This is a genomic window from Streptomyces sp. NPDC015144, assembly GCF_043079735.1.
GTDB lineage: Bacteria > Actinomycetota > Actinomycetes > Streptomycetales > Streptomycetaceae > Streptomyces.
The window spans coordinates 1-18,190 of the sequence record NZ_JBIBUU010000017.1 but is presented as its reverse complement, the minus strand read 5'-3'; the positions used below and the strand labels follow the sequence as shown (position 1 = coordinate 18,190).

Sequence of the window (18,190 nt, the reverse complement as noted above, 5' to 3'; positions counted from 1 at the left end):
CTTCCATGCGCTTGCGAAAACAATACGACCGGTCGTACGTTCAATGGGATCTGTGAGGAGGGGCGGTCATGGATGACCACGACATGTTCGAGCTGGCGCAGGCCCTCGCGGCGGCCAAGGGGCGCCAGGACGTTCCTGCCGCGCTGGAACTCCTGCATCCCGACATCGTGCTGGAGGCGCCGGCCTTCGGTACGACGGCCCGGGGTCTGGACGAGAACGAGCGGGCTTTACGCGGGTTCTTCGCCGCCTTCCCCGACTACGAGGTCGAGCTGCACGGGCGTGCGAGCGGTCCGGACACCCTGGTGTGCTGGGGCACGGCCCGGATGACGATGACGGGCGACCGGTTCGGCGTCCGGCCCAACGGGGAGCGGGCCGAGGTGCCGGTGTTCATCCGGTTCGCCTTCGCGGACGGCCTCATCGCGGGCGAGCGGTTCTTCTTCGACCTCTCGACGCTGTGCGCCGGATCGGGCGTCTCGACGGACGCGGTCCGGCGCACCCTGTTCCCCGCGCTCGGGGGAGGCGGTGCCGCATGACGGCGGATCCGCGGGTGAGGGACGTCGGCGACATCCGGACGAGCCACCTGTTCGACATGGTCGTCGACCTGGAACCGCGGCGCTCCTTCGGTACCGGCCCGGTCGGCCGACGTGTCCTCTTCGGCGCGGCGGGCGGCACGTTCCATGGCCCGGGGCTGCGCGGCGACGTACTTCCAGGCGGGGGAGACTGGGCGCTGTTCGGCCCCGACGGGACGATGCGTCTCGACGTACGCCTGACGCTGCGCACCCACGACGGCGCTCTTCTGCACATGACCTACGGCGGCCGCTGGGTCACCCCGCCCGCGGCGCGCGACGCCGTGGCCGACCCGGTCCGGCGGCACCGGACCGACCCCGGCGCGTACTACTTCCGGACCACCCCGCTCTTCGAGACCGGTGCCGAGCCCTACGCATGGCTCAACGGAACCGTCTGCGTCGGGTCGGGGTACCTCGTCGAGGGAGGTATCGCCTACAAGGTGTCCCAGGTGCTGTGAACGGCCCCCACCGGACTGCGGACGGAGTGAACTCCAGGTGTCCGGGGGAGTGGGGATCAGGACGGGCGCGGTCGGTCGCTGTCGGCTGTTCGTGCCAACGGCGAAGGGGGGGCGTCCGCCCGCGGGTGGGCGGTGCTCTCCGCGTTCGCGACGTAGTCGGGTTCCCGGACCTCCTCGACGAACGGCCAGAACGGGATCGAGAACCCGCCGCGCGGGAGGGGTTCGCGCGGCACGAGCGGGCTGGGCGCGATCACCGGGTGTGCCGGCGGCCGGGCGGACGGCGGTCGCACCGGGACCAGGGGCGTCGGACACCGGCCTGCGGCGTCGCGGGATCATGCGCCGGACACCCTCCGGGGCCGGACCTGACCGGGGCAGCGCCCGTGGCCGGCGTGCAGCTCGAGCCGCTCGGCCGCGAAGGACGCCCGGAAGTCCCGGTCGTGCGAGACCGCGACCACCGCCCCCGGGTAGGCCGCGAGCGCCGCCTGAAGGTCCTCGACCAAGTCGAGTGCGATGTGGTTGGTCGGTTCGTCGAGCACGAGGAGATCGGCGGGCCGGGTCACCAGGGTCGCGATCTGCAACCGCCGCTGCTGGCCCACGGACAGGGCGGCGACCGGGACGTGCAGATCCTGTTCGCGGAACAGGCCCAGGGACAGCAGCTGTTCGGCGTGCTCGTCCGGCTGCCCGGGGCGCCCGGCGGCGAACGCGGCGAGCAGCGGCAGCCGTGTCGCGCGGGCGGGCAGTTCCTGGGCGAGATGGCCGACGCGGGCGGGGCGGCGCACCGTGCCCGCGTCCGGTCGCAGCTCGCCCGCCAGGACGCGGAGCAGCGTCGTCTTGCCCGCCCCGTTCCCGCCCGTGACGAGGAGGCGGCCTCCCGGCCCGATCGTCAGGAGCCCGTCGAGGCTCAGCCGTTCCCCGACCCGTACGCCGTCGAGTTTGGCGAGTACCTCCTGGACCGGGCCGGGGTCCGCGGTCGGCGGCAGCGTCGTGAACCGGAGCGGTTCCGGCGGCTTCGCCACCGGGTCGCGCCGCAGCCGCTCCAGACGCTCCCGCGCCGAGCGGACCCGCCCGCCGAGCTTCGCCTCGCTGGAGCGGCGGTGCTTGCCGAAACCCTGCTTCGGGTCGCGTCCGGTGACGGCCAGCCGCCGGCCGGTGGCCTCCAGCAGCTCCTCCGTCCGGGCCACCTCCTCGACCCAGTCCGCGTACCGCTGCTCCGCTCCGTGCCGGGCGGCGGCCTTCGCGGCACGGTAACCGGCCCAGCCGTCCCCGTACCGGCGCACGGTGCGCTCGTCCCGGTCGACCTCCAGGATCGTGGTCGCGATGCGCTCCAGGAACCCGCGGTCGTGGGTGACCGCGACGACGGTGCCGCGGTGGGCGCGCAGGTGTTCCTCCAACCAGCCCACGGCCGCCGCGTCGAGGTGGTTCGTCGGTTCGTCCAGAAGCAGCAGTTCCGGGGCGGCGGCCAGGCAGCAGGCGAGCGCGAGCCGCGACTGTTCACCGCCGGACAACGAGCCGAGCAGCCGCTCCCGGCCGATCCGGGCCAGCCCGAGCCCGTGCATGGCGGCATCGACGCGGGCGTCCGCCTCGTATCCACCGCGTTCCTGGTAGGCGGTCAACAGATCCCCGTACGCAGCGAGTTCCGCGTCCGACGCGTCGGCGAGGGCTTCCTCCGCGACACGGATCCTCCGTTCCATGTCGCGCAGTTCGGCCAGGGCGAGGTCGACGGCGTCCTGCACGGTGCGGCCCGCGTCGAGGCCGAGGGTCTGGGCGAGGTGACCGGTCCCGCCGGGAAAGCGGACGGTGACCTCCCCGGCGTCCGGCTCCTCGACCGCGGCGAGCAGCCGCAGCAAGGTGGACTTGCCGGAGCCGTTCTCACCGATCACGGCGGCCTTCTCGCCCGGCCGTACGGTGAAGGAGACCTGGTCGAGGACGGTCCGGGTGCCGTACGACTTGGTGACGGACCTGACGGACAGCTGCGCCACGGTGGGGGCGGCGGTGGGCATGACGGTATGAGCGCGGTCGCGCATAAGGCTTTCCCTGGGCATGCGAAGGGTCTACGGGCAGCAGAAACGGCGGCAAGGGCCGTGCCCGGACTCAGACGAAGAAAAGGAAAGCCATGCCGCCACCGTAACAAGACGCATCGTCCTGCTCCATGGGATTTACGGGGGTACGGAATCGACGACCGCGGCGAGGAGGTGCGCTCGGCCCCGGACGATTCCCCGCACTCGACCGTGCGTGCTCCGAGCCGCCGACCCGGCACGTGGAAACGGGCGGACGGCGCGGCCCGTGGAATTGGGCGGACGGCCCCGGCGACAGCGAGGCTTCCCGCCGTGCCGCGATGGGGGATCCCCTCCGGCACGGCCCGGTCGACCGGGGAGGGAGCGCCCCGTGCGCGATGCCGGGGCGCGTGGTCGGTCACTTCGTCGGGCACGCTGGGACGGTGCCGATGCCCACGGACGGATCCGAACGTAAGGACTGCCCCGTGCCCCTCGCTGTTCTCCTGGTCGGTCTGCCCGGTTCCGGGAAGACCGCCCTCGCCCGGGTCCTGGCCGGCCGGGGGTTCGCGCGTCTCTCCGTCGACGAGGAGGTCCACCGCCTGCACGGCCGTTACGGCGTGGACTATCCCGAGGACACCTACTTCGCGCGCGAGCGGCCCGTCGTCGAGGTGGTCCGGCGGAGGTTCGGCGAGGAGATCGCGGCGGGGAACGACGTGGTCCTGGACCACGGCCTGTGGCGCCGTCGCGAGCGGGACGCGTGGCGGCGGGCGGCCCGTGACGCGGGTGGTCTGCCGCTGGTCGTGCACCTGCCTGCCGGCCGCGACGAGCTGGTGCGGCGGCTGGCCGGGCGCAACGGACGCGGGGATGCCAACGCTCTCGTGGTCACGCCCGAAGCGCTCGACGACTTCTTCGGCCGTTTCGAACCGCCCGGGGAGGACGAGGAGGTCATCGTCCATCGAGGTGACCTCGGCGCGCTTCTGGCGGCGCTGGCGCAGCACCGGCGCGCCGAAGGGGCTTGACGGCGGGGCGGGCGGAAGCGAAGAAGGGAGGCCCGGCCGCGCGAAGCGGCCGGGCCTCCCTTCCTTGCCGAGCGGCGAGAAGGTCAGGCCTTCTTCGTCTCCCAGAAGATCTTGTCGATCTGGGCGATCAGGTCAAGAGCCTTCTGGCCCGTCGCCGGGTCCGTGGAGGCCTTCGCGGCCGAGAGGGCCTTGAGGGTGTCGTTGACCAGCTGGTGCAGCTCCGGGTACTTCTCGAAGTGCGGCGGCTTGAAGTAGTCGCTCCACAGCACCGAGACGTGGTGCTTGGCGAGCTCGGCGCGCTGCTCCTTGATGACCACCGCGCGGGCCCGGAAGTGCGGGTCCTCGTTGGCCTGGTACTTCTCCTGGACGGCCTTGACGGACTCCGCCTCGATGCGGGCCTGGGCCGGGTCGTACACGCCGCAGGGCAGGTCGCAGTGGGCGCTGACCTTCACCTTGGGGGCAAACAGGCGGGAAAGCATTGAGCTGTCCTTCCTCGTGATCGTCTTCTCAGGTGGGACATTACTCGGTGAGAGGCGGGTTTTCCCGGGTGCCCCCATGGGCTTAGGCCAAAAGTCCGGGGCGAGGATGAGGCCAGTGGCCCGGTGATGCGGGACGCTGTTGTCGGGACGGGTACGGAATGTGTGCGGGACGGGCCGGGAGGTACCGGAGATGCGGGAGGTGCCGGAGATGCCGGAAACGCCTGAGTCGACGCGGGAGCGGTCCGGGCGGGGACCGGTGGCGCGGGGGCCGTTCCAGGTGGTGGAGGTGACCGGGCCGTCGATGGTGCCGACGCTCCATCACGGGGACTGGCTGCTGGTGCAGTACGGGGCCCGGGTCCGCCCCGGTGACGTGGTGATCCTGCGCCATCCGTTCCAGCAGGACCTGCTGGTGGTGAAGAGGGCCGCCGAACGGCGCCGGGGCGGCTGGTGGGTGCTGGCCGACAACAGCTTCGCGGGCGGTGACAGCACGGACTACGGTGCCGTCCCCGAGGAGCTCGTACTGGCCACGGCCCGGCTGCGGTACCGGCCGCCGGCGAAGGGTCAGCGTTCGCTGCGGTCCGTGGTGAGCTGGGCGGTCTCCGCGCTGCGGCCGGTGTCGGCGGCCCGCTCCGTCTCCAGGCGCTTGCGGGCCCGGTAGGCGGCCACGTTGGCGCGGGTCGCGCACCGGTCCGAGCAGTAGCGGCGGGACCGGTTGGTCGAGGTGTCGAGGTAGGCGTTGCGGCACGGCGACGCCTCGCACAGGCCGAGCCGGTCGACCCCGTACGACGTGAGGTGGAAGGCCAGGCCCATCGCCGCGATGGCGGCGTACCCGGCCGTCGCGTTCGACGGGTGGTCGGCCAGGTGCATGTGCCAGTCCGGCTTGCCGTCCGCGTCCCGGGTCTCGTGGCCGGAGATCTGCGGGCTGACCGGGAACTCCAGCATCAGCGAGTTGAGCAGGTCGACGGCGAGCGTCTCGTCACCCCCGTCGGCCGCCTCGAAGACCGCGCGCAGCCGGGCCCGTACCGACCTGAAGCGGGTCACGTCCGCGTCGGTGGCGCGCCGGGCGGCCTGCTGGTTGGGGCCGAACAGCTCGCGGACCGCCTCCACGGAGGTGAGGCAGTCCTTGTTACGGGCCGGCTCCTCGGTGTTGACCAGACGTACGGCGTAGTCCGAGTAATAGGCCAGTTCCACTTGTAGTCCTTACGGCGTCGGTCTATGGTCGATGCGTCGAAAGATGTAATGGGCTGTTCAAGATTCAGGGTATTACATGGAGGTTCCGGTGGCAGAGACGTCGACGGGTACGGACTGGCGGGCCTGGCAGGAGAGCTGGGACCGCCAGCAGGAGTGGTACATGCCCGACCGTGAGGAGCGCTTCCGGGTGATGCTGGACATGGTCGAGGCCGTCGTGGGGCCGCGGCCGAGGGTGCTGGACCTCGCGTGCGGTACGGGAAGTATTACGGACCGGCTGCTCCGGCGGTTCCCGGAAGCCACCAGTACCGGAGTCGACCTCGACCCCGCGCTGCTCACCATCGCGCGCGGCTCCTTCGAGGGGGACGGGCGCGTCGAGTTCGTCACCGCCGACCTCAAGGACCCCGCGTGGGCCGCGAAGCTGCCGTACGACTCGTACGACGCCGTCCTCACCGCGACCGCCCTGCACTGGCTGCACACCGAACCGCTCGCCGCGCTCTACGGGCACATCGGCGGGCTGGTCAGGGACGGCGGCGTGTTCATGAACGCGGACCACATGATCGACACCACCACGCCCCGGATCAACGCGGCCGAGCGCGCCCACCGGCACGCCGTCATGGACCGGGCCAAGGAGGCGGGCGCGGTCGACTGGGCGGACTGGTGGGCGCTGGCCGCCAAGGACCCGGCGCTGGCCGGACCGACCGCCGAGCGGTTCCGGATCTACGGTGAACACGCGGACGGCGACATGCCCCCGGCGGCCTGGCACATCGACACCTTGCGTGCGGCCGGGTTCGGTGAGGCGCGGGCCGTCTGGGCCTCGCCCTCGGACACCCTGGTGCTCGCCGTGAAGTGAGGGACGACGGTTCGTCAGGACCGGGAGAGGGGGAGGGCGGTACGTCGCCCTCCCCCTCTCCCGTGTGCGCTGCAACCCGCCGCGGCCCCCACCGCACTGGAAGGGATGAGACGGTCCGCACCCGCGGACCCGGGAGAGGGGCGCCGACGATGCGGATCGATGACGATGCCGCGCTGCACGCCTTCGTCGAAGGCAGACGTACCGCGCTGTTCCGCAGCGCGTACCTGCTCTGCGGCGACCGGCACGAAGCCGATGACCTGGTCCAGGCGACGCTGGTCAAGGTGGTGCTCGGAGGGCGGCGGTACGGACGGCTCGACAACATCGAGGCGTACGCGCGCAAGACGCTGATCAACACCTTCATCGCATCCCGCCGCCGGTTCTGGCGGCGCGAGCAGTCCTACGGGGAACTGCCCGACCGCCCCGACCGGACGGCCGACACGGACACCGGTCTGGCGGTGCGGGCGGCGCTCGCCCGTCTCACCGACAAGCAGCGGGCCGTCCTGGTCCTGCGCTACTGGGAGGACCTGAGCGTCGAGGCCACGGCCGAGCTGCTCGGGATGCGGGAGAACACGGTCAAGAGCCACACGGCTCGGGGGTTGGCGGCACTGCGCGCCGAGATGGCGGAGGAATTGGTATGAGCAACGACGTGCACGAGCTGCTGGGGCGGGCCGCGGACGGCGCGGGGGAGCCGACGACCTCGGTACGGGCGGTGTACGCCGGGGCCGCCCGGGCGCGGCTGCGCCGCCGGGCCGGCGTCACGACCGCGGCGGTCGCCGCTGTCGCGGCCGGTGCGGTCGTCCTGCCGGGGCTGTCCCCGGCCGGGAGCGGCGGCGGCCCGGCCGTGAAGCCCGAGGCCACGGTGGCGGCCCCGGTCGAGCTGGTGGGCAACGGCGGCCGGGAGAAGGAACTGGCGAAGGTGCTGCCCCCGGGCGTCGGGGTGGTCGACGAGGTCTCGATGGCCGTGATCATCGACGGCGACACCTCCGAGCGGGAGATGCCGCACCTCCAGGGACCGTTGGACGGCAGCTACTCCGTACGCAGGGACGGCGGCGTCGGCTACCTCACCATCGGTTACATGGACACCGGCAACGGCGGCCGGGCGCAGGACATCTGCAAGCCCTCCCACGGGGTCCCCGGTGCGACGGACTGCGTGAACGAGAAGCGGCCGGACGGCAGTGTGCTGACCACCTGGACCGACGCGATGGAGGACGTCGCACTGCCCTGGGGACCCGAGCTGAGCGGCCGGCTGGTCATGAAGGACGGCGGGGTGCTGGCCGTGCGCGGCAGCACCGGCTTCGAGGGGAAGCGGGCGCAGGGGCCGCTCCTGAAGAACCCGCCGCTCACCCGGGACCAGTTGCGGTCCCTGCTGCTCGACCCGGCCCTGCTGCCGAAGAAGTAGGCGGGGAAGGGAGAGGGGGAGGGCCGCGCGGCCCTCCCCCTCACCTCATTCCCTCATGGCCTCATGGCCCGGGCGTCACAGCACCTTGGACAGGAACGACTTCGTCCGGTCGTGCTGCGGGTTGGTCAGCACGTCGCGCGGGTGGCCCGACTCGACGACCACGCCGTCGTCCATGAAGACCAGCGCGTCGCCGACCTCGCGGGCGAAGCCCATCTCATGGGTGACGACGATCATGGTCATGCCGTCCTCCGCGAGTCCGCGCATGACGTCGAGGACATCGCCCACCAGCTCCGGGTCGAGCGCCGAGGTCGGCTCGTCGAAGAGCATCAGCTTCGGCTCCATGGCCAGGGCGCGGGCGATCGCCACCCGCTGCTGCTGGCCGCCGGAGAGCTGCGAGGGGTAGTTCTTCGCCTTGTCGCCGAGGCCGACCCGGTCCAGCAGCCGCTCGGCGCGGGCCCGGGCCACCGCCTTGGACTCGCGCCTGACCTGGACCGGGGCCTCCATGACGTTCTCGATCGCCGTCATGTGCGGGAAGAGGTTGAAGCGCTGGAACACCATGCCGATGTCCTGGCGCTTCAGCGCGACCTCGCTGTCCTTCAGCTCGTAGAGCTTGTCGCCCTTCTGCCGGTAGCCGACCAGTTCGCCGTCGACGTACAGCCGGCCGGCGTTGATCTTCTCCAGGTGGTTGATGCACCGCAGGAACGTCGACTTGCCGGAGCCGGACGGGCCGATCAGGCAGAAGACCTCACGCGGCGCGACCTCCAGGTCGATGCCCTTGAGGATGTGCGCGGCGCCGAAGGACTTGTGGACGCCCTCGGCCTTCACCATGGCGTTCATGCCATGCCTCCCTTCGGGCGGCCCAGGGACAGCAGATTGGCCCTGACCTTCTGGAACGGGGTGGGCGGCAGGCTGCGGCTGGAACCGCGCGCGTAGTACCGCTCCAGGTAGTACTGGCCGACGCTGAGCACCGAGGTCATGATCAGGTACCAGGCAGCGGCCAGGAAGTACATCTCGACCGGGGCCCCGGACGCCTGCCCGATGTCCTGGGCGTACTTGAACAGCTCGTAGAACTGGACGGCCGCCACCAGCGACGTCGTCTTGAGCATGTTGATCACTTCGTTGCCGGTGGGCGGCACGATCACCCGCATGGCCTGCGGGACCACGACGCGGCGGAGCGTCTTGCCGTGGCTCATGCCCAGCGCGTGCGCGGCCTCCGTCTGCCCCTCGTCGACGGAGAGCAGCCCCGCCCGGCAGATCTCGGCCATGTACGCGGCCTCGTTCAGACCCAGGCCGAGCAGCGCCGTCAGCAGCGGCGTCATGAAGCTCGACCAGTAGTCCTTGTAGATCGGCATCAGGTCGATGTACTCGAAGACCAGGCCGAGGTTGAACCAGACGAAGAGCTGGACCAGGACCGGGGTGCCGCGGAAGAACCAGATGTAGAACCAGGCGATCGACGAGGTCACCGGGTTCTTCGACAGCCGCATCACGGCCAGCAGGATGCCGCCGACGACACCGATGACCATGGACAGGGCGGTCAGCAGCAGGGTCTGGCCGACGCCCTTCAGGATGCGGTCGTCGAAGAAGTAGTCGGGGACCGCGCCCCAGTTGATCTTGCCCTGGCTGAAGGCGTAGACGATCGCCACGAGGACGCCGATGGCGACGACCGCCGAGACGTACCGGCCGTAGTGCCGGACCGGGATGGCCCGGATCGCCTGGGGGCCGGACGACGGGGCGGCGGGCGGCGGGTCGGCCGGGCCGGTCCTCTTCTTCTCGAAGTCAGTCACAGGAAGAACCTTTCTGCGCCGATGCCCTGTCAGGACCCGCCATTGATCTTGGCCTCGGTGACGGCCCCGTCCTCCACCTTCCACTTGGCGAGGATCTTGCCGTACTCGCCGTTCTTGATGATCGCGTCCAGGGCCGCCCGGATGGCCTGGGTCAGCTGGTCGTTGCCCTTGGCGACGGCGATGCCGTACGGGGCCGCGTCGACCTGCTCGCCGACCATCTGGAAGTCCTTGCCGTCGCCCGAGGTCTTCACCGCGTACGCGGCCACCGGGAAGTCGGAGGAGCCGGCGTCGACGCCACCGCTGCGCAGCCGGGTCTGGGCCTCCAGGTCGTTGTCGAAGGTCTCGATCGTGATCGACCTGCCGGCCGGGCACTTCTTCGACTCGGCCTTGGCGAGGTCGTGCGAGACGGTGTTGCGCTGGACGGCGATCTTCTTGCCGCAGAGGTCGGCCCAGGACGCGATCCCCTGGTCGTCGCCCTTGCGCGTGTAGATCGAGACACCGGCGTTGAAGTAGTCGACGAAGTCGACACCCTCGCCGACCTTCTTCTTCGTCTCCGGGTCGATGCCCTGCTGACGGTCCTTGGTGTCGGTCATGGACGACATGGCCAGGTCGTAGCGCTTGGAGCGCAGGCCGGTGATCAGCGTGTCGAACGTGCCGTTCTGGAATTCGAGGGTCAGGCCGAGCTGCTTGCCGATGGCGGCGGCGATGTCGGGGTCGATGCCGACCGTGTTGCCGGACTTGTCCTTGAACTCGACCGGCGGGTAGGCGATGTCCGAGCCGACCCGGAGCGTTCCCTTGTCCTTGATCGCCGCGGGCAGCAGATGGGCCAGCGGGGCCTGGTCGTTCGAAGCGGGGCGCGAGCCGTTCTTCGTCTGGTCGCCACAAGCGGTCAGCAGCATGGTGCCGGCGACCGCGATGGCGCCGACCGCTGCGATCCGGTGCTTCGCGGTCGGTCGACAGGTGGTGCGTGCGGTCATGATCGGGATTCCTCCGGCAGGTGAGGGTGGTGTGGTGCCAGGCGGTATGGACACGTGACTGTCGATGTCGCCCCCCTGATTGGTTAGGGCATCTTGCCATTCGGACTGGCTCAAACTTGCCGCTGAACATGTCAAAATCGGATAACGGGCCGTTCCAGTAGCCCAGAAGGCCGGTACTGGGCCGGTGTGCGGGGCCGGACGTTCTTCGGGGAAACGGATTCCCGGCCGCAGGATCTGTGGCGCGTCTTGACAGGTGGACACTTTCGCCGTCCAGCTGACATGTCCAGATATTCGAGTATGAGTCACGTCACCGAGCCGCCCCGGACTCGTCGATGACGGGCTCTGTCCGGTAAGAAAGACCTTTACACCCCTCATCAGGGGCTCGGGGCGCGTTGTGCGGCGCGCCCGCGCGTATGTAGTTCCCCCTGCCGGTGCGGGCCAACCGCCGACGCAGGGAACGTACGCGGTGCCCGCCCACCCCTCCTCAACCAGGAGTGGCCACCCTCAAAAAGATGAAGACTTAAGGGGTCAACACCATGGCAGCGGAGATCGTCAATCCTCGCAGCGACAGCAATACCGACAACAGCAGCACCGACGAGCCGTTCGATCCGGCCTTCGCGCTGCACCGCGGCGGGAAGATGGCCGTGCAGGCCACCGTCCCGATCCGCGACAAGGACGACCTGTCCCTCGCGTACACGCCTGGCGTCGCCAAGGTGTGCAGCGCCATCGCGGACAACCCCGAACTGGTCCACGACTACACCTGGAAGTCCCAGGTCGTCGCGGTCGTGACGGACGGCACCGCGGTGCTCGGCCTCGGAGACATCGGGCCCGAGGCGTCCCTCCCCGTGATGGAGGGCAAGGCGATCCTCTTCAAGCAGTTCGGCGGGGTCGACGCGGTGCCGATCGCGCTCGCGACCACCGACGCGGACGAAATCGTCGAGACCGTCGTCCGGCTCGCGCCCTCCTTCGGCGGCGTGAACCTGGAGGACATCTCGGCCCCGCGCTGCTTCGAGATCGAGCGCAAGCTCCAGGAGCGGCTCGACATCCCGGTCTTCCACGACGACCAGCACGGCACCGCCGTCGTGACGCTCGCGGCCCTGCGCAACGCCGCGAAGCTGTCCGGCCGCAGCCTCGGCGATCTGCGCGCCGTCATCTCCGGCGCGGGCGCCGCCGGGGTGGCCATCGCCAAGTTCCTGCTGGAGGCCGGGCTCGGCGACGTGGCCGTGGCCGACCGCAAGGGGGTCGTGAGCCGGGACCGCGAGGACCTCACCGAGGTCAAGCGCGAGCTGGCCGAGCTGACCAACCGGGCCGGGATCTCCGGTCCGCTGGAGGCCGCCCTGGCCGGTGCGGACGTCTTCATCGGCGTCTCCGGCGGCACGGTCCCCGAGGCGGCCGTCGCCTCGATGGCGCCCGGCGCGTTCGTCTTCGCCATGGCCAACCCGAACCCCGAGGTCCACCCCGACATCGCGCACAAGTACGCGTCCGTCGTGGCGACCGGGCGGTCCGACTATCCCAACCAGATCAACAACGTGCTGGCCTTCCCCGGCATCTTCGCCGGCGCCCTCCAGGTCCGGGCCTCCCGGATCACCGAGGGCATGAAGATCGCCGCGGCGAACGCGCTGGCCGACGTCGTCGGCGACGAGCTCGCGGCGGACTACGTGATCCCCTCGCCGTTCGACGAGCGGGTGGCCCCCGCCGTGACGGCCGCGGTGGCGGCGGCCGCGCGGGCCGAGGGCGTGGCCCGGCGCTGAGCCGGGCGGGTGAGGGGGCAGGGGCCGCTGGGCCCGGCCCCCTCACCCGCGCCGCGCGGGAGATCCACCCCGCGCGGCGCGCGTCACACCCGCGGCCGGTTACGCCCCGCCGCGCCCCGGCCTATCGTCGGGTCATGTTCGCCGCCTACGCCTCCCGCATCGACCGCGACCGCCCCCTCGACGGCCTCGAACTGGGCGAACGCCCGGCCCCCGAGGCACGCCCCGGCTGGACCACCGTCACCGTCCGGGCCGCCTCCCTCAACCACCACGACCTCTGGTCCCTGCGCGGCGTCGGCCTCGCCGAGGACAAGCTGCCGATGATCCTCGGCTGCGACGCCGCCGGAGTCGACCAGGACGGCAACGAGGTCGTCCTGCACTCCGTCATCGGCCAGAGCGGCCACGGGGTCGGCCCGGACGAGCCCCGCTCCATCCTCACCGAGCGCTACCAGGGCACCTTCGCCGAACAGGTCACCGTCCCCACCTGGAACGTGCTGCCCAAGCCGAAGGAGCTCAGCTTCGAGCAGGCCGCCTGCCTGCCGACCGCCTGGCTCACCGCGTACCGGATGCTCTTCACCAACGCCGGGGTGCGCCCCGGCGACTCGGTGCTCGTCCAGGGCGCGGGCGGCGGCGTCGCCACCGCCGCGATCGTGCTCGGCCGGGCCGCCGGACTGCGGATCTACGCCACCAGCCGCGACGAGGCCAAGCGGAAGCGCGCCGTCGAGCTGGGCGCCCTCGAAGCCTTCGAGCCGGGCGCACGGCTGCCGCAGCGGGTCGACGCGGTCATCGAGACGGTCGGCGCCGCCACCTGGTCCCACTCCGTGAAGTCGCTGCGCCCCGGCGGCACCCTGGTCATCTCCGGCGCGACCAGCGGCGACCGGCCCTCGCACGCCGAGCTGACCCGGATCTTCTTCCTGGAGCTGAAGGTCGTCGGCTCGACCATGGGAAGCAAGGACGAGCTGGAGGACCTGCTGGCGTTCTGCGCGACCACCGGGGTCCGCCCGGTCATCGACGAGGTGCTGCCGCTGGACCGGGCCCGCGAGGGCTTCGAACGGCTGGCCGCGGGCGACCACTTCGGCAAGATTGTGCTCACCTGCTCTTGAGGTGTGACCGGTGAGCTGCTCTGATCTGCGCCATGCTGAAGCGGACGCGGATACGGGCGGCCACCGCCGCCACCTCGATCATGACGACCTTCGTGCTCGCGGCGGGGGCCCTCGCCCCCGCCGCCGAAGCACACCAGGCACGACCCGTACCAGCCACGCACCCCGCCCGGCCGGCCCCGTCCGACCGGGCCGGGATCCCCCCGCTCACCGACGACCGGGGCCGGACGCTCACCCTGCGCGGCTGGAACGTCGAGGACAAGGCGAACAGCGGTGACCGGGCCCTCACCGCCATCACCGAGAAGCACTTCCGCGACCTGCGGGCCAAGGGCTTCAACTTCGCCCGGCTGCTGATCTTCTGGGACGACCTGGAACCGCGCCGGGGCCACTACAGCGCCGAGTACCTGCGCCGGATCGGCCGGATCCTGGACTGGGCGCACACGTACGACATCCAGGTGCTGATCGACGCCCACCAGGACGTGTTCGGCCCGGCCTTCGGCCATCGCGGCATCCCCGCCTGGGCGACCCGTACCGACGGGCTGCCCTTCACCCCGCACCCCGACGACTGGTTCGGGGAGTACTTCGAACCGGCCGTGCAGCGCGCCTTCACCCACCTCTACGAGGACGCCGACCTCCAGCGGGCCCAGGCCGCCATGTGGCGGCTCCTCGCCGAGCGCTTCGGCCGCCACCCCGCCGTCCTCGGCTACGACCTGATCAACGAGCCGATGGGGGAGGTGCGCGAGGGCGAGGACCTGCCGGCCGCCGCCCGCCGCATCGAGGCCCGGCAGCTCACCCCGATGTACAACCGGCTGGCCCGCGCCGTCCGCACGGTGGACCGGAGCAACTGGCTCTTCGTGGAGCCCACCCCGATCGTCGGCGAGAGCGTCCCCACCGGCCTCGGCGCGATCCGCGACCGCCGCACCGTCTACGCCCCGCACTTCTACAACACCGCGATGGAGGCGGGCGCCGACTACGACCCGGCGGCCGGCTGGATCGAGACGTACGAGGCCGCCGTCACCGCGTACCCCCGTGAGCGGCGGATGCCGGTCGTCGTCGGGGAGTGGGGTCCGCTGAACAACCGGCTGCCGATGATGGGCCGCTTCTACCGGGACGCGATGGCCTCGCTGAGCCGCTACAGCTCCGGCTGGGCGGGCTACGTGTGGTGCTACGGCGGCGGCTACTGCGCCCTGGACGGGAACGGGGACTTCGCCGCGAACAAGGAGCGGACCGCCACCCCGTACGCCCCCGCCGTCGCCGGAACCGTCCGCTCCGACACGTACGACGACACGGCGCGCGTCTACCGGCTCGCCTACACCGCGGGCCGGGGCGGGGCCACGGAGATCTCGCTGCCGCCGACCGCGGGGCGGTGGCGGGTGGCGGTCCAGGGCCGCGCCGAGGTCCGCCGGAACGGGGGAGAGGTGAGCGTCCGGGCCCGCCCCGGGACGCGGGTCACGGTGACGGTGACCGGGACGGGGCCCGCGTCGCGGTGACGGAGACGGCCCGGTCAGCGGCCGGAGAGCCGCCGCCCCCGGCCGGGAGCGGCGGCCGGGGGCGGGGCGTCAGCCGTGGTCGGGGCGGGGCGTCAGCCGTGGTCGGCCGCCTTCCCGTCGGTGGCCCCGCCGTCACCGCGCAGCAGCGCGTCGATGCGGGCCGCCGCCGTCGCGAGGTGGCCCCGGGCTGCGGCGAACTGCTCCTCGGTGACCCCCCGGTCCCGGGCCGTGTCGCGGATGTCGTCGCGGAAGCGGTCCAGCAGCCGGTCCAGGTCGCGGGCCGGGTCGCCGGTGCGGGGGGTGTCCCGGCCCCAGTCGGGGTCGGCCCCGGCGGGGTCCTGCTTCACGTACGGGGACCAGTTGCCGGTGCGGGCCAGGCCGCCCAGCTGGCCGGTGATCTCGGCCAGCCCGTCCCGTACGCCCGCCGGCCAGTCACCGCGCGCGAAGTGGTCCTGCACCTGGCGGACGGCGTTCTGCATCTGCTCGCGCGCCCGGTCCTGGGCCTCCTTGGCCTGGCGGCGGGCCTGCTGGGCCTCCTCGCGGGCCCGGCGGGACTCGTCCTTCGCCCGGCGGGCCTGCTCCTTCCACTCCTGCTTGGCCTTGCGCAGCTCCTCCTTCGCCGCGCGCCACGCCTCGGTGTCGGTGAGGTCCCCGAGGTCGCCGAAGGGGTTCTCCCGGGGGCCCTTGCGGGCGGAGGTGTGCCGGGTCTCGTCCGCCGCCGCCCGCATCTCGCTGCGCAGCTTGCCCGCGGCACCGCGCACGTCGTCCCGTATCTCGGCGGCCAGCTCGGAGACCGACTCGCGGATCTCCAGCTCCAGGTCGGCCAGCTCGGCGGTGCGGCCGGCCAGCTCCTCGCGGCCCGCGTCGGTGATCGAGTAGACCTTGCGACCGCCCTCGGTGGCGTGGGTGACGAGCCCCTCGGCCTCCAGCTTCGCCAGGCGCGGATAGACCGTCCCGGCCGAGGGGGCGTACAGCCCCTGGAAGCGCTCCTCCAGGAGCCGGATCACCTCGTAGCCGTGGCGGGGGGCCTCGTCGAGCAGCTTCAGCAGATAGAGGCGGAGGCGGCCGTGGGCGAAAACGGGGGGCATGTCAGAGCACCTTTCCGGTCGGCTCGGCATCGTACGGGCCGTCCTCGGCCGGTGCGCCGTCCTCGGCCGAGGGGCGCCGGAGGAGGGCGATCGAGCCGGAGACGGTCGTCGCGCGCAGCTTCCCGGTCCCGGCGCCGAGCGTGCCGGTGATCTTCTTCGCGCCCCACTGGCCGCCGACCCGCAGGTCCTCGAAGCCGTTGGAGACGGAGCCGCTCGCGGTGTTGGCCTCCACCGTGGCGTCCGCCGGGTGCGGCAGCCGGATGGCGATCTCGCCGGAGACCGTGGTGAGCCGGATGTCCGTGGGCCGCCCGGTCGGGTCCAGGTCGAGGACCATGTTGCCGCTGACCGATTCCGCCTTCACGGCCGCCCCGGTGCCCTCGACCACCGTCAGATCGCCGGAGACCGAGTGGAAGCGCAGCTCGCCCGCGACCGACTGGGCCTCGACGCTGCCGGAGACCGTGTCGGCCAGGACCGGGCCGCCGAGCCCGACGAGCGTGGTGTCGCCGGTGACGCCCCGGACCTCGGTCCGGCCGTGGACGCCGGAGACGACGGCGCTCGCGCCGACCACCCCGACCTTCACCGCCGAGTCGGCCGGCACGGCGAGCGAGACGACCGCGCTGCGCTGCCGGGCCCGGCGGTCGAACCACTTGAGGAAGTCCTGCCACGGCAGGTCCTCGTAGGCGACCGTGAGCGCCCCGCCCTCCTGGGTCACGATCAGCGGCGGCCCCTCGATCGAGGTGACCTCCAGCCGGGCGGTCGGCTCGTCGGTGCCCACCACGTTGACGGTGCCGCCGACGAGACGTACGTCGAGCGAGGTCACCGGGGCGTCGAAGGCCAGTTTCTGGGGCTCGGGGACGGCCCAGGTCGACACAGGCATGGATCTGACCTCCCAGGAACACGGAATGACGCAACATATCGCGTCTCTTGTTGAACACGATATATCGCGGCATGCGGAAGTCAAGGCCCGTCCCGTCCGCAGAGCGATGAGGGTGCGGCAAATAGTGTCGAACCGGGGCGAGGTGCCCTAGCGTGTGAGCCATGAACGCGACATCCCCCGCCGGGGCGCTGCTGCTGTGCCGGGCCGAACCGGAGTCCGTGCGCCCGGTGGCCCATCTGCTGCGCGAGCGGATGCTGCTCGCCCCCGCCGGGGACGGCTGGTCCGTCCTGGTGCCCGAGGGGAAGCCCTGGCAGGGCGACGGTACGGAAGAGGCGGATGTGGAGCCGGTCGACCGGGTGGTGGCCGGCTGGGCGACCGCGCTCGCGGTCGGCTCGACCTGGCCCGTGCTCGCCCTGTGGTGGGACGGCGACCGGGCCGGATACATCCTCGCGACGGGGTTCCGCCGCCCGGTCGGCTACGTCTGGCTCGCCGACGGCACCCCGGCCGGCGAGGATGAGGCCATGCGCACCTTCGCGGAGCGCCTCGGCCTCGATCCCGTACTGGACGTCCAGGCGCTCGAAGAGCTGACCCGGCCGGACGCGGACGCCGACGCCCGCATCCGGCTGCGCGGACTGGTCGCCGTGCTGACCAGGATCGGGCTGGTCCTGCCGCCCGGCCTCGATCCGGACACCCCCGGCGAGCGGCTGTACGCGGCGGCCGACGAACGGCCCGACGCGGAGGCGCTCGTCTGGACCGGCTGGCGGCGCGCGGTACGGGCCGAACTGGACGCGGTCGAGCGCGGGCGCCTCGGACCCTGGATGCGCGGCCCCCGGGCCCGCGCGCTGGCCGCCGCCCAGATCGCCGCCGGGCTGCCGCTGGTCCTCCTGGGGATCCGGCGCGGCGGCGGCTGGGCGCTCGCGGGCACCCTGCTGGTGGCGCACGGCGCGCTCGGTCTCGCCTACGACCGGATCAGGGACGCCGAGGAGGACGCCGGAACGCCTTGAGGGGAGCGGGGCCAGGGCCTTTCGTTTGGATCAGGCCGGACCACGCGAGCCCGGCATGATCCAAACGAAAGGCCCTAGGTGTATTGATCACGAGCGTTGTTGACACTGGTCTGGTCTTGAACATGGCGAAGACCTCCGGTGGGGTGGGAACTGTCTAGGAACTCAC

The 18,190-nt window shown here is 71.8% G+C and carries 19 protein-coding genes; 11 read left to right on the top strand and 8 right to left on the bottom strand.

Annotation, left to right across the window (positions count from 1 at the left end; all coding sequences use genetic code 11):
• Nucleotides 1–68: 68 nt before the first annotated feature.
• Complete coding sequence (locus ACF08W_RS25770) at nt 69–533, top strand: ester cyclase (protein ID WP_392280687.1); 465 nt, start codon at nt 69–71, stop codon at nt 531–533.
• The gene (locus tag ACF08W_RS25765) at nt 530–1,024 is read left to right on the top strand and encodes a DUF3237 domain-containing protein (protein WP_392280686.1); all 495 of its coding nucleotides are present in this window, start codon (nt 530–532) and stop codon (nt 1,022–1,024) included. The genes ACF08W_RS25770 and ACF08W_RS25765 overlap by 4 nt, the downstream gene beginning before the upstream one ends.
• A 332-nt stretch (nt 1,025–1,356) precedes the next feature.
• Here the strand turns inward: ACF08W_RS25765 and abc-f are convergent, their stop codons facing one another.
• Nucleotides 1,357–3,048 carry a ribosomal protection-like ABC-F family protein gene (abc-f, locus tag ACF08W_RS25760; protein WP_392280685.1) on the bottom strand — a complete coding sequence of 564 codons (1,692 nt, stop codon included), beginning with the start codon at nt 3,046–3,048 and terminating at the stop codon, nt 1,357–1,359.
• 455 nt (nt 3,049–3,503) lie between these two features.
• Here abc-f and ACF08W_RS25755 point away from each other — a divergent pair, with 455 nt between their 5' ends.
• Nucleotides 3,504–4,037, top strand: a complete 534-nt coding sequence (locus tag ACF08W_RS25755) for an AAA family ATPase (protein ID WP_392280684.1) — start codon at nt 3,504–3,506, stop codon at nt 4,035–4,037.
• Between the two features lie 83 nt (nt 4,038–4,120).
• On the opposite strand, the gene sodN is transcribed toward ACF08W_RS25755, so the two are convergent.
• Nucleotides 4,121–4,516, bottom strand: coding sequence for a superoxide dismutase, Ni (gene sodN, locus ACF08W_RS25750; RefSeq protein ID WP_352278442.1), 396 nt, complete (start codon nt 4,514–4,516; stop codon nt 4,121–4,123).
• A gap of 208 nt (nt 4,517–4,724) precedes the next feature.
• On the opposite strand from sodN, the gene sodX reads away from it, so the two are divergent.
• Entirely contained in the window at nt 4,725–5,174 is a 450-nt protein-coding gene (gene sodX / locus ACF08W_RS25745; RefSeq protein WP_392280683.1) for a nickel-type superoxide dismutase maturation protease, read from the top strand.
• Here sodX and ACF08W_RS25740 read toward each other — a convergent pair.
• Nucleotides 5,078–5,707 (bottom strand): CGNR zinc finger domain-containing protein, encoded by a 630-nt coding sequence (locus ACF08W_RS25740; RefSeq protein WP_352278446.1) that lies wholly within the window; start codon nt 5,705–5,707, stop codon nt 5,078–5,080. The genes sodX and ACF08W_RS25740 overlap by 97 nt on opposite strands.
• A 76-nt stretch (nt 5,708–5,783) precedes the next feature.
• Between ACF08W_RS25740 and ACF08W_RS25735 the strand changes: the two genes are divergently transcribed.
• The 3 genes from ACF08W_RS25735 (at nt 5,784) to ACF08W_RS25725 (ending at nt 7,956) form a co-directional block, all read left to right on the top strand.
• A complete protein-coding gene (locus tag ACF08W_RS25735) occupies nt 5,784–6,557 on the top strand; it encodes a class I SAM-dependent methyltransferase (protein ID WP_352278448.1) in 774 nt (257 codons plus the stop codon).
• A gap of 149 nt (nt 6,558–6,706) precedes the next feature.
• Complete coding sequence (locus ACF08W_RS25730) at nt 6,707–7,195, top strand: SigE family RNA polymerase sigma factor (RefSeq protein WP_352278450.1); 489 nt, start codon at nt 6,707–6,709, stop codon at nt 7,193–7,195.
• Nucleotides 7,192–7,956 carry a hypothetical protein gene (locus tag ACF08W_RS25725; RefSeq protein ID WP_385217592.1) on the top strand — a complete coding sequence of 255 codons (765 nt, stop codon included), beginning with the start codon at nt 7,192–7,194 and terminating at the stop codon, nt 7,954–7,956. Before ACF08W_RS25730 ends, ACF08W_RS25725 begins: the two co-directional genes overlap by 4 nt.
• Before the next feature lie 75 nt (nt 7,957–8,031).
• Here ACF08W_RS25725 and ACF08W_RS25720 read toward each other — a convergent pair whose 3' ends face one another.
• From ACF08W_RS25720 to ACF08W_RS25710, 3 genes are read right to left on the bottom strand one after another with little or no spacing between them, the layout of a single operon-like run.
• Nucleotides 8,032–8,793: an amino acid ABC transporter ATP-binding protein gene (locus ACF08W_RS25720; protein ID WP_352278454.1), complete on the bottom strand. Its 762-nt coding sequence runs from the start codon at nt 8,791–8,793 to the stop codon at nt 8,032–8,034.
• The gene (locus tag ACF08W_RS25715; protein ID WP_392280682.1) at nt 8,790–9,740 is read right to left on the bottom strand and encodes an amino acid ABC transporter permease; all 951 of its coding nucleotides are present in this window, start codon (nt 9,738–9,740) and stop codon (nt 8,790–8,792) included. Before ACF08W_RS25715 ends, ACF08W_RS25720 begins: the two co-directional genes overlap by 4 nt.
• 29 nt (nt 9,741–9,769) lie before the next feature.
• Nucleotides 9,770–10,717, bottom strand: coding sequence for an ABC transporter substrate-binding protein (locus tag ACF08W_RS25710; protein WP_392280681.1), 948 nt, complete (start codon nt 10,715–10,717; stop codon nt 9,770–9,772).
• Nucleotides 10,718–11,253: 536 nt separating this feature from the next.
• Between ACF08W_RS25710 and ACF08W_RS25705 the strand changes: the two genes are divergently transcribed.
• The 3 genes from ACF08W_RS25705 to ACF08W_RS25695 all read left to right on the top strand — a co-directional run bounded on the left by ACF08W_RS25705 (nt 11,254) and on the right by ACF08W_RS25695 (nt 15,055).
• The gene (locus ACF08W_RS25705) at nt 11,254–12,468 is read left to right on the top strand and encodes an NADP-dependent malic enzyme (protein ID WP_366293187.1); all 1,215 of its coding nucleotides are present in this window, start codon (nt 11,254–11,256) and stop codon (nt 12,466–12,468) included.
• Nucleotides 12,469–12,602: 134 nt separating this feature from the next.
• Nucleotides 12,603–13,568 carry a zinc-binding dehydrogenase gene (locus ACF08W_RS25700; protein WP_352277089.1) on the top strand — a complete coding sequence of 322 codons (966 nt, stop codon included), beginning with the start codon at nt 12,603–12,605 and terminating at the stop codon, nt 13,566–13,568.
• Nucleotides 13,569–13,600: 32 nt separating this feature from the next.
• On the top strand, nt 13,601–15,055 hold the full coding sequence (locus ACF08W_RS25695; protein WP_392280680.1) for a cellulase family glycosylhydrolase: 1,455 nt from the start codon (nt 13,601–13,603) through the stop codon (nt 15,053–15,055).
• 92 nt (nt 15,056–15,147) lie between these two features.
• On the opposite strand, the gene ACF08W_RS25690 is transcribed toward ACF08W_RS25695, so the two are convergent.
• Entirely contained in the window at nt 15,148–16,143 is a 996-nt protein-coding gene (locus ACF08W_RS25690) for a helix-turn-helix transcriptional regulator (RefSeq protein WP_392280679.1), read from the bottom strand.
• A 1-nt stretch (nt 16,144) separates the two neighbouring features.
• Nucleotides 16,145–17,020, bottom strand: a complete 876-nt coding sequence (locus ACF08W_RS25685; RefSeq protein ID WP_385217609.1) for a DUF4097 domain-containing protein — start codon at nt 17,018–17,020, stop codon at nt 16,145–16,147.
• Between the two features lie 161 nt (nt 17,021–17,181).
• Between ACF08W_RS25685 and ACF08W_RS25680 the strand changes: the two genes are divergently transcribed.
• Entirely contained in the window at nt 17,182–18,024 is an 843-nt protein-coding gene (locus ACF08W_RS25680) for a hypothetical protein (protein ID WP_392280678.1), read from the top strand.
• Nucleotides 18,025–18,190: the final 166 nt, after the last annotated feature.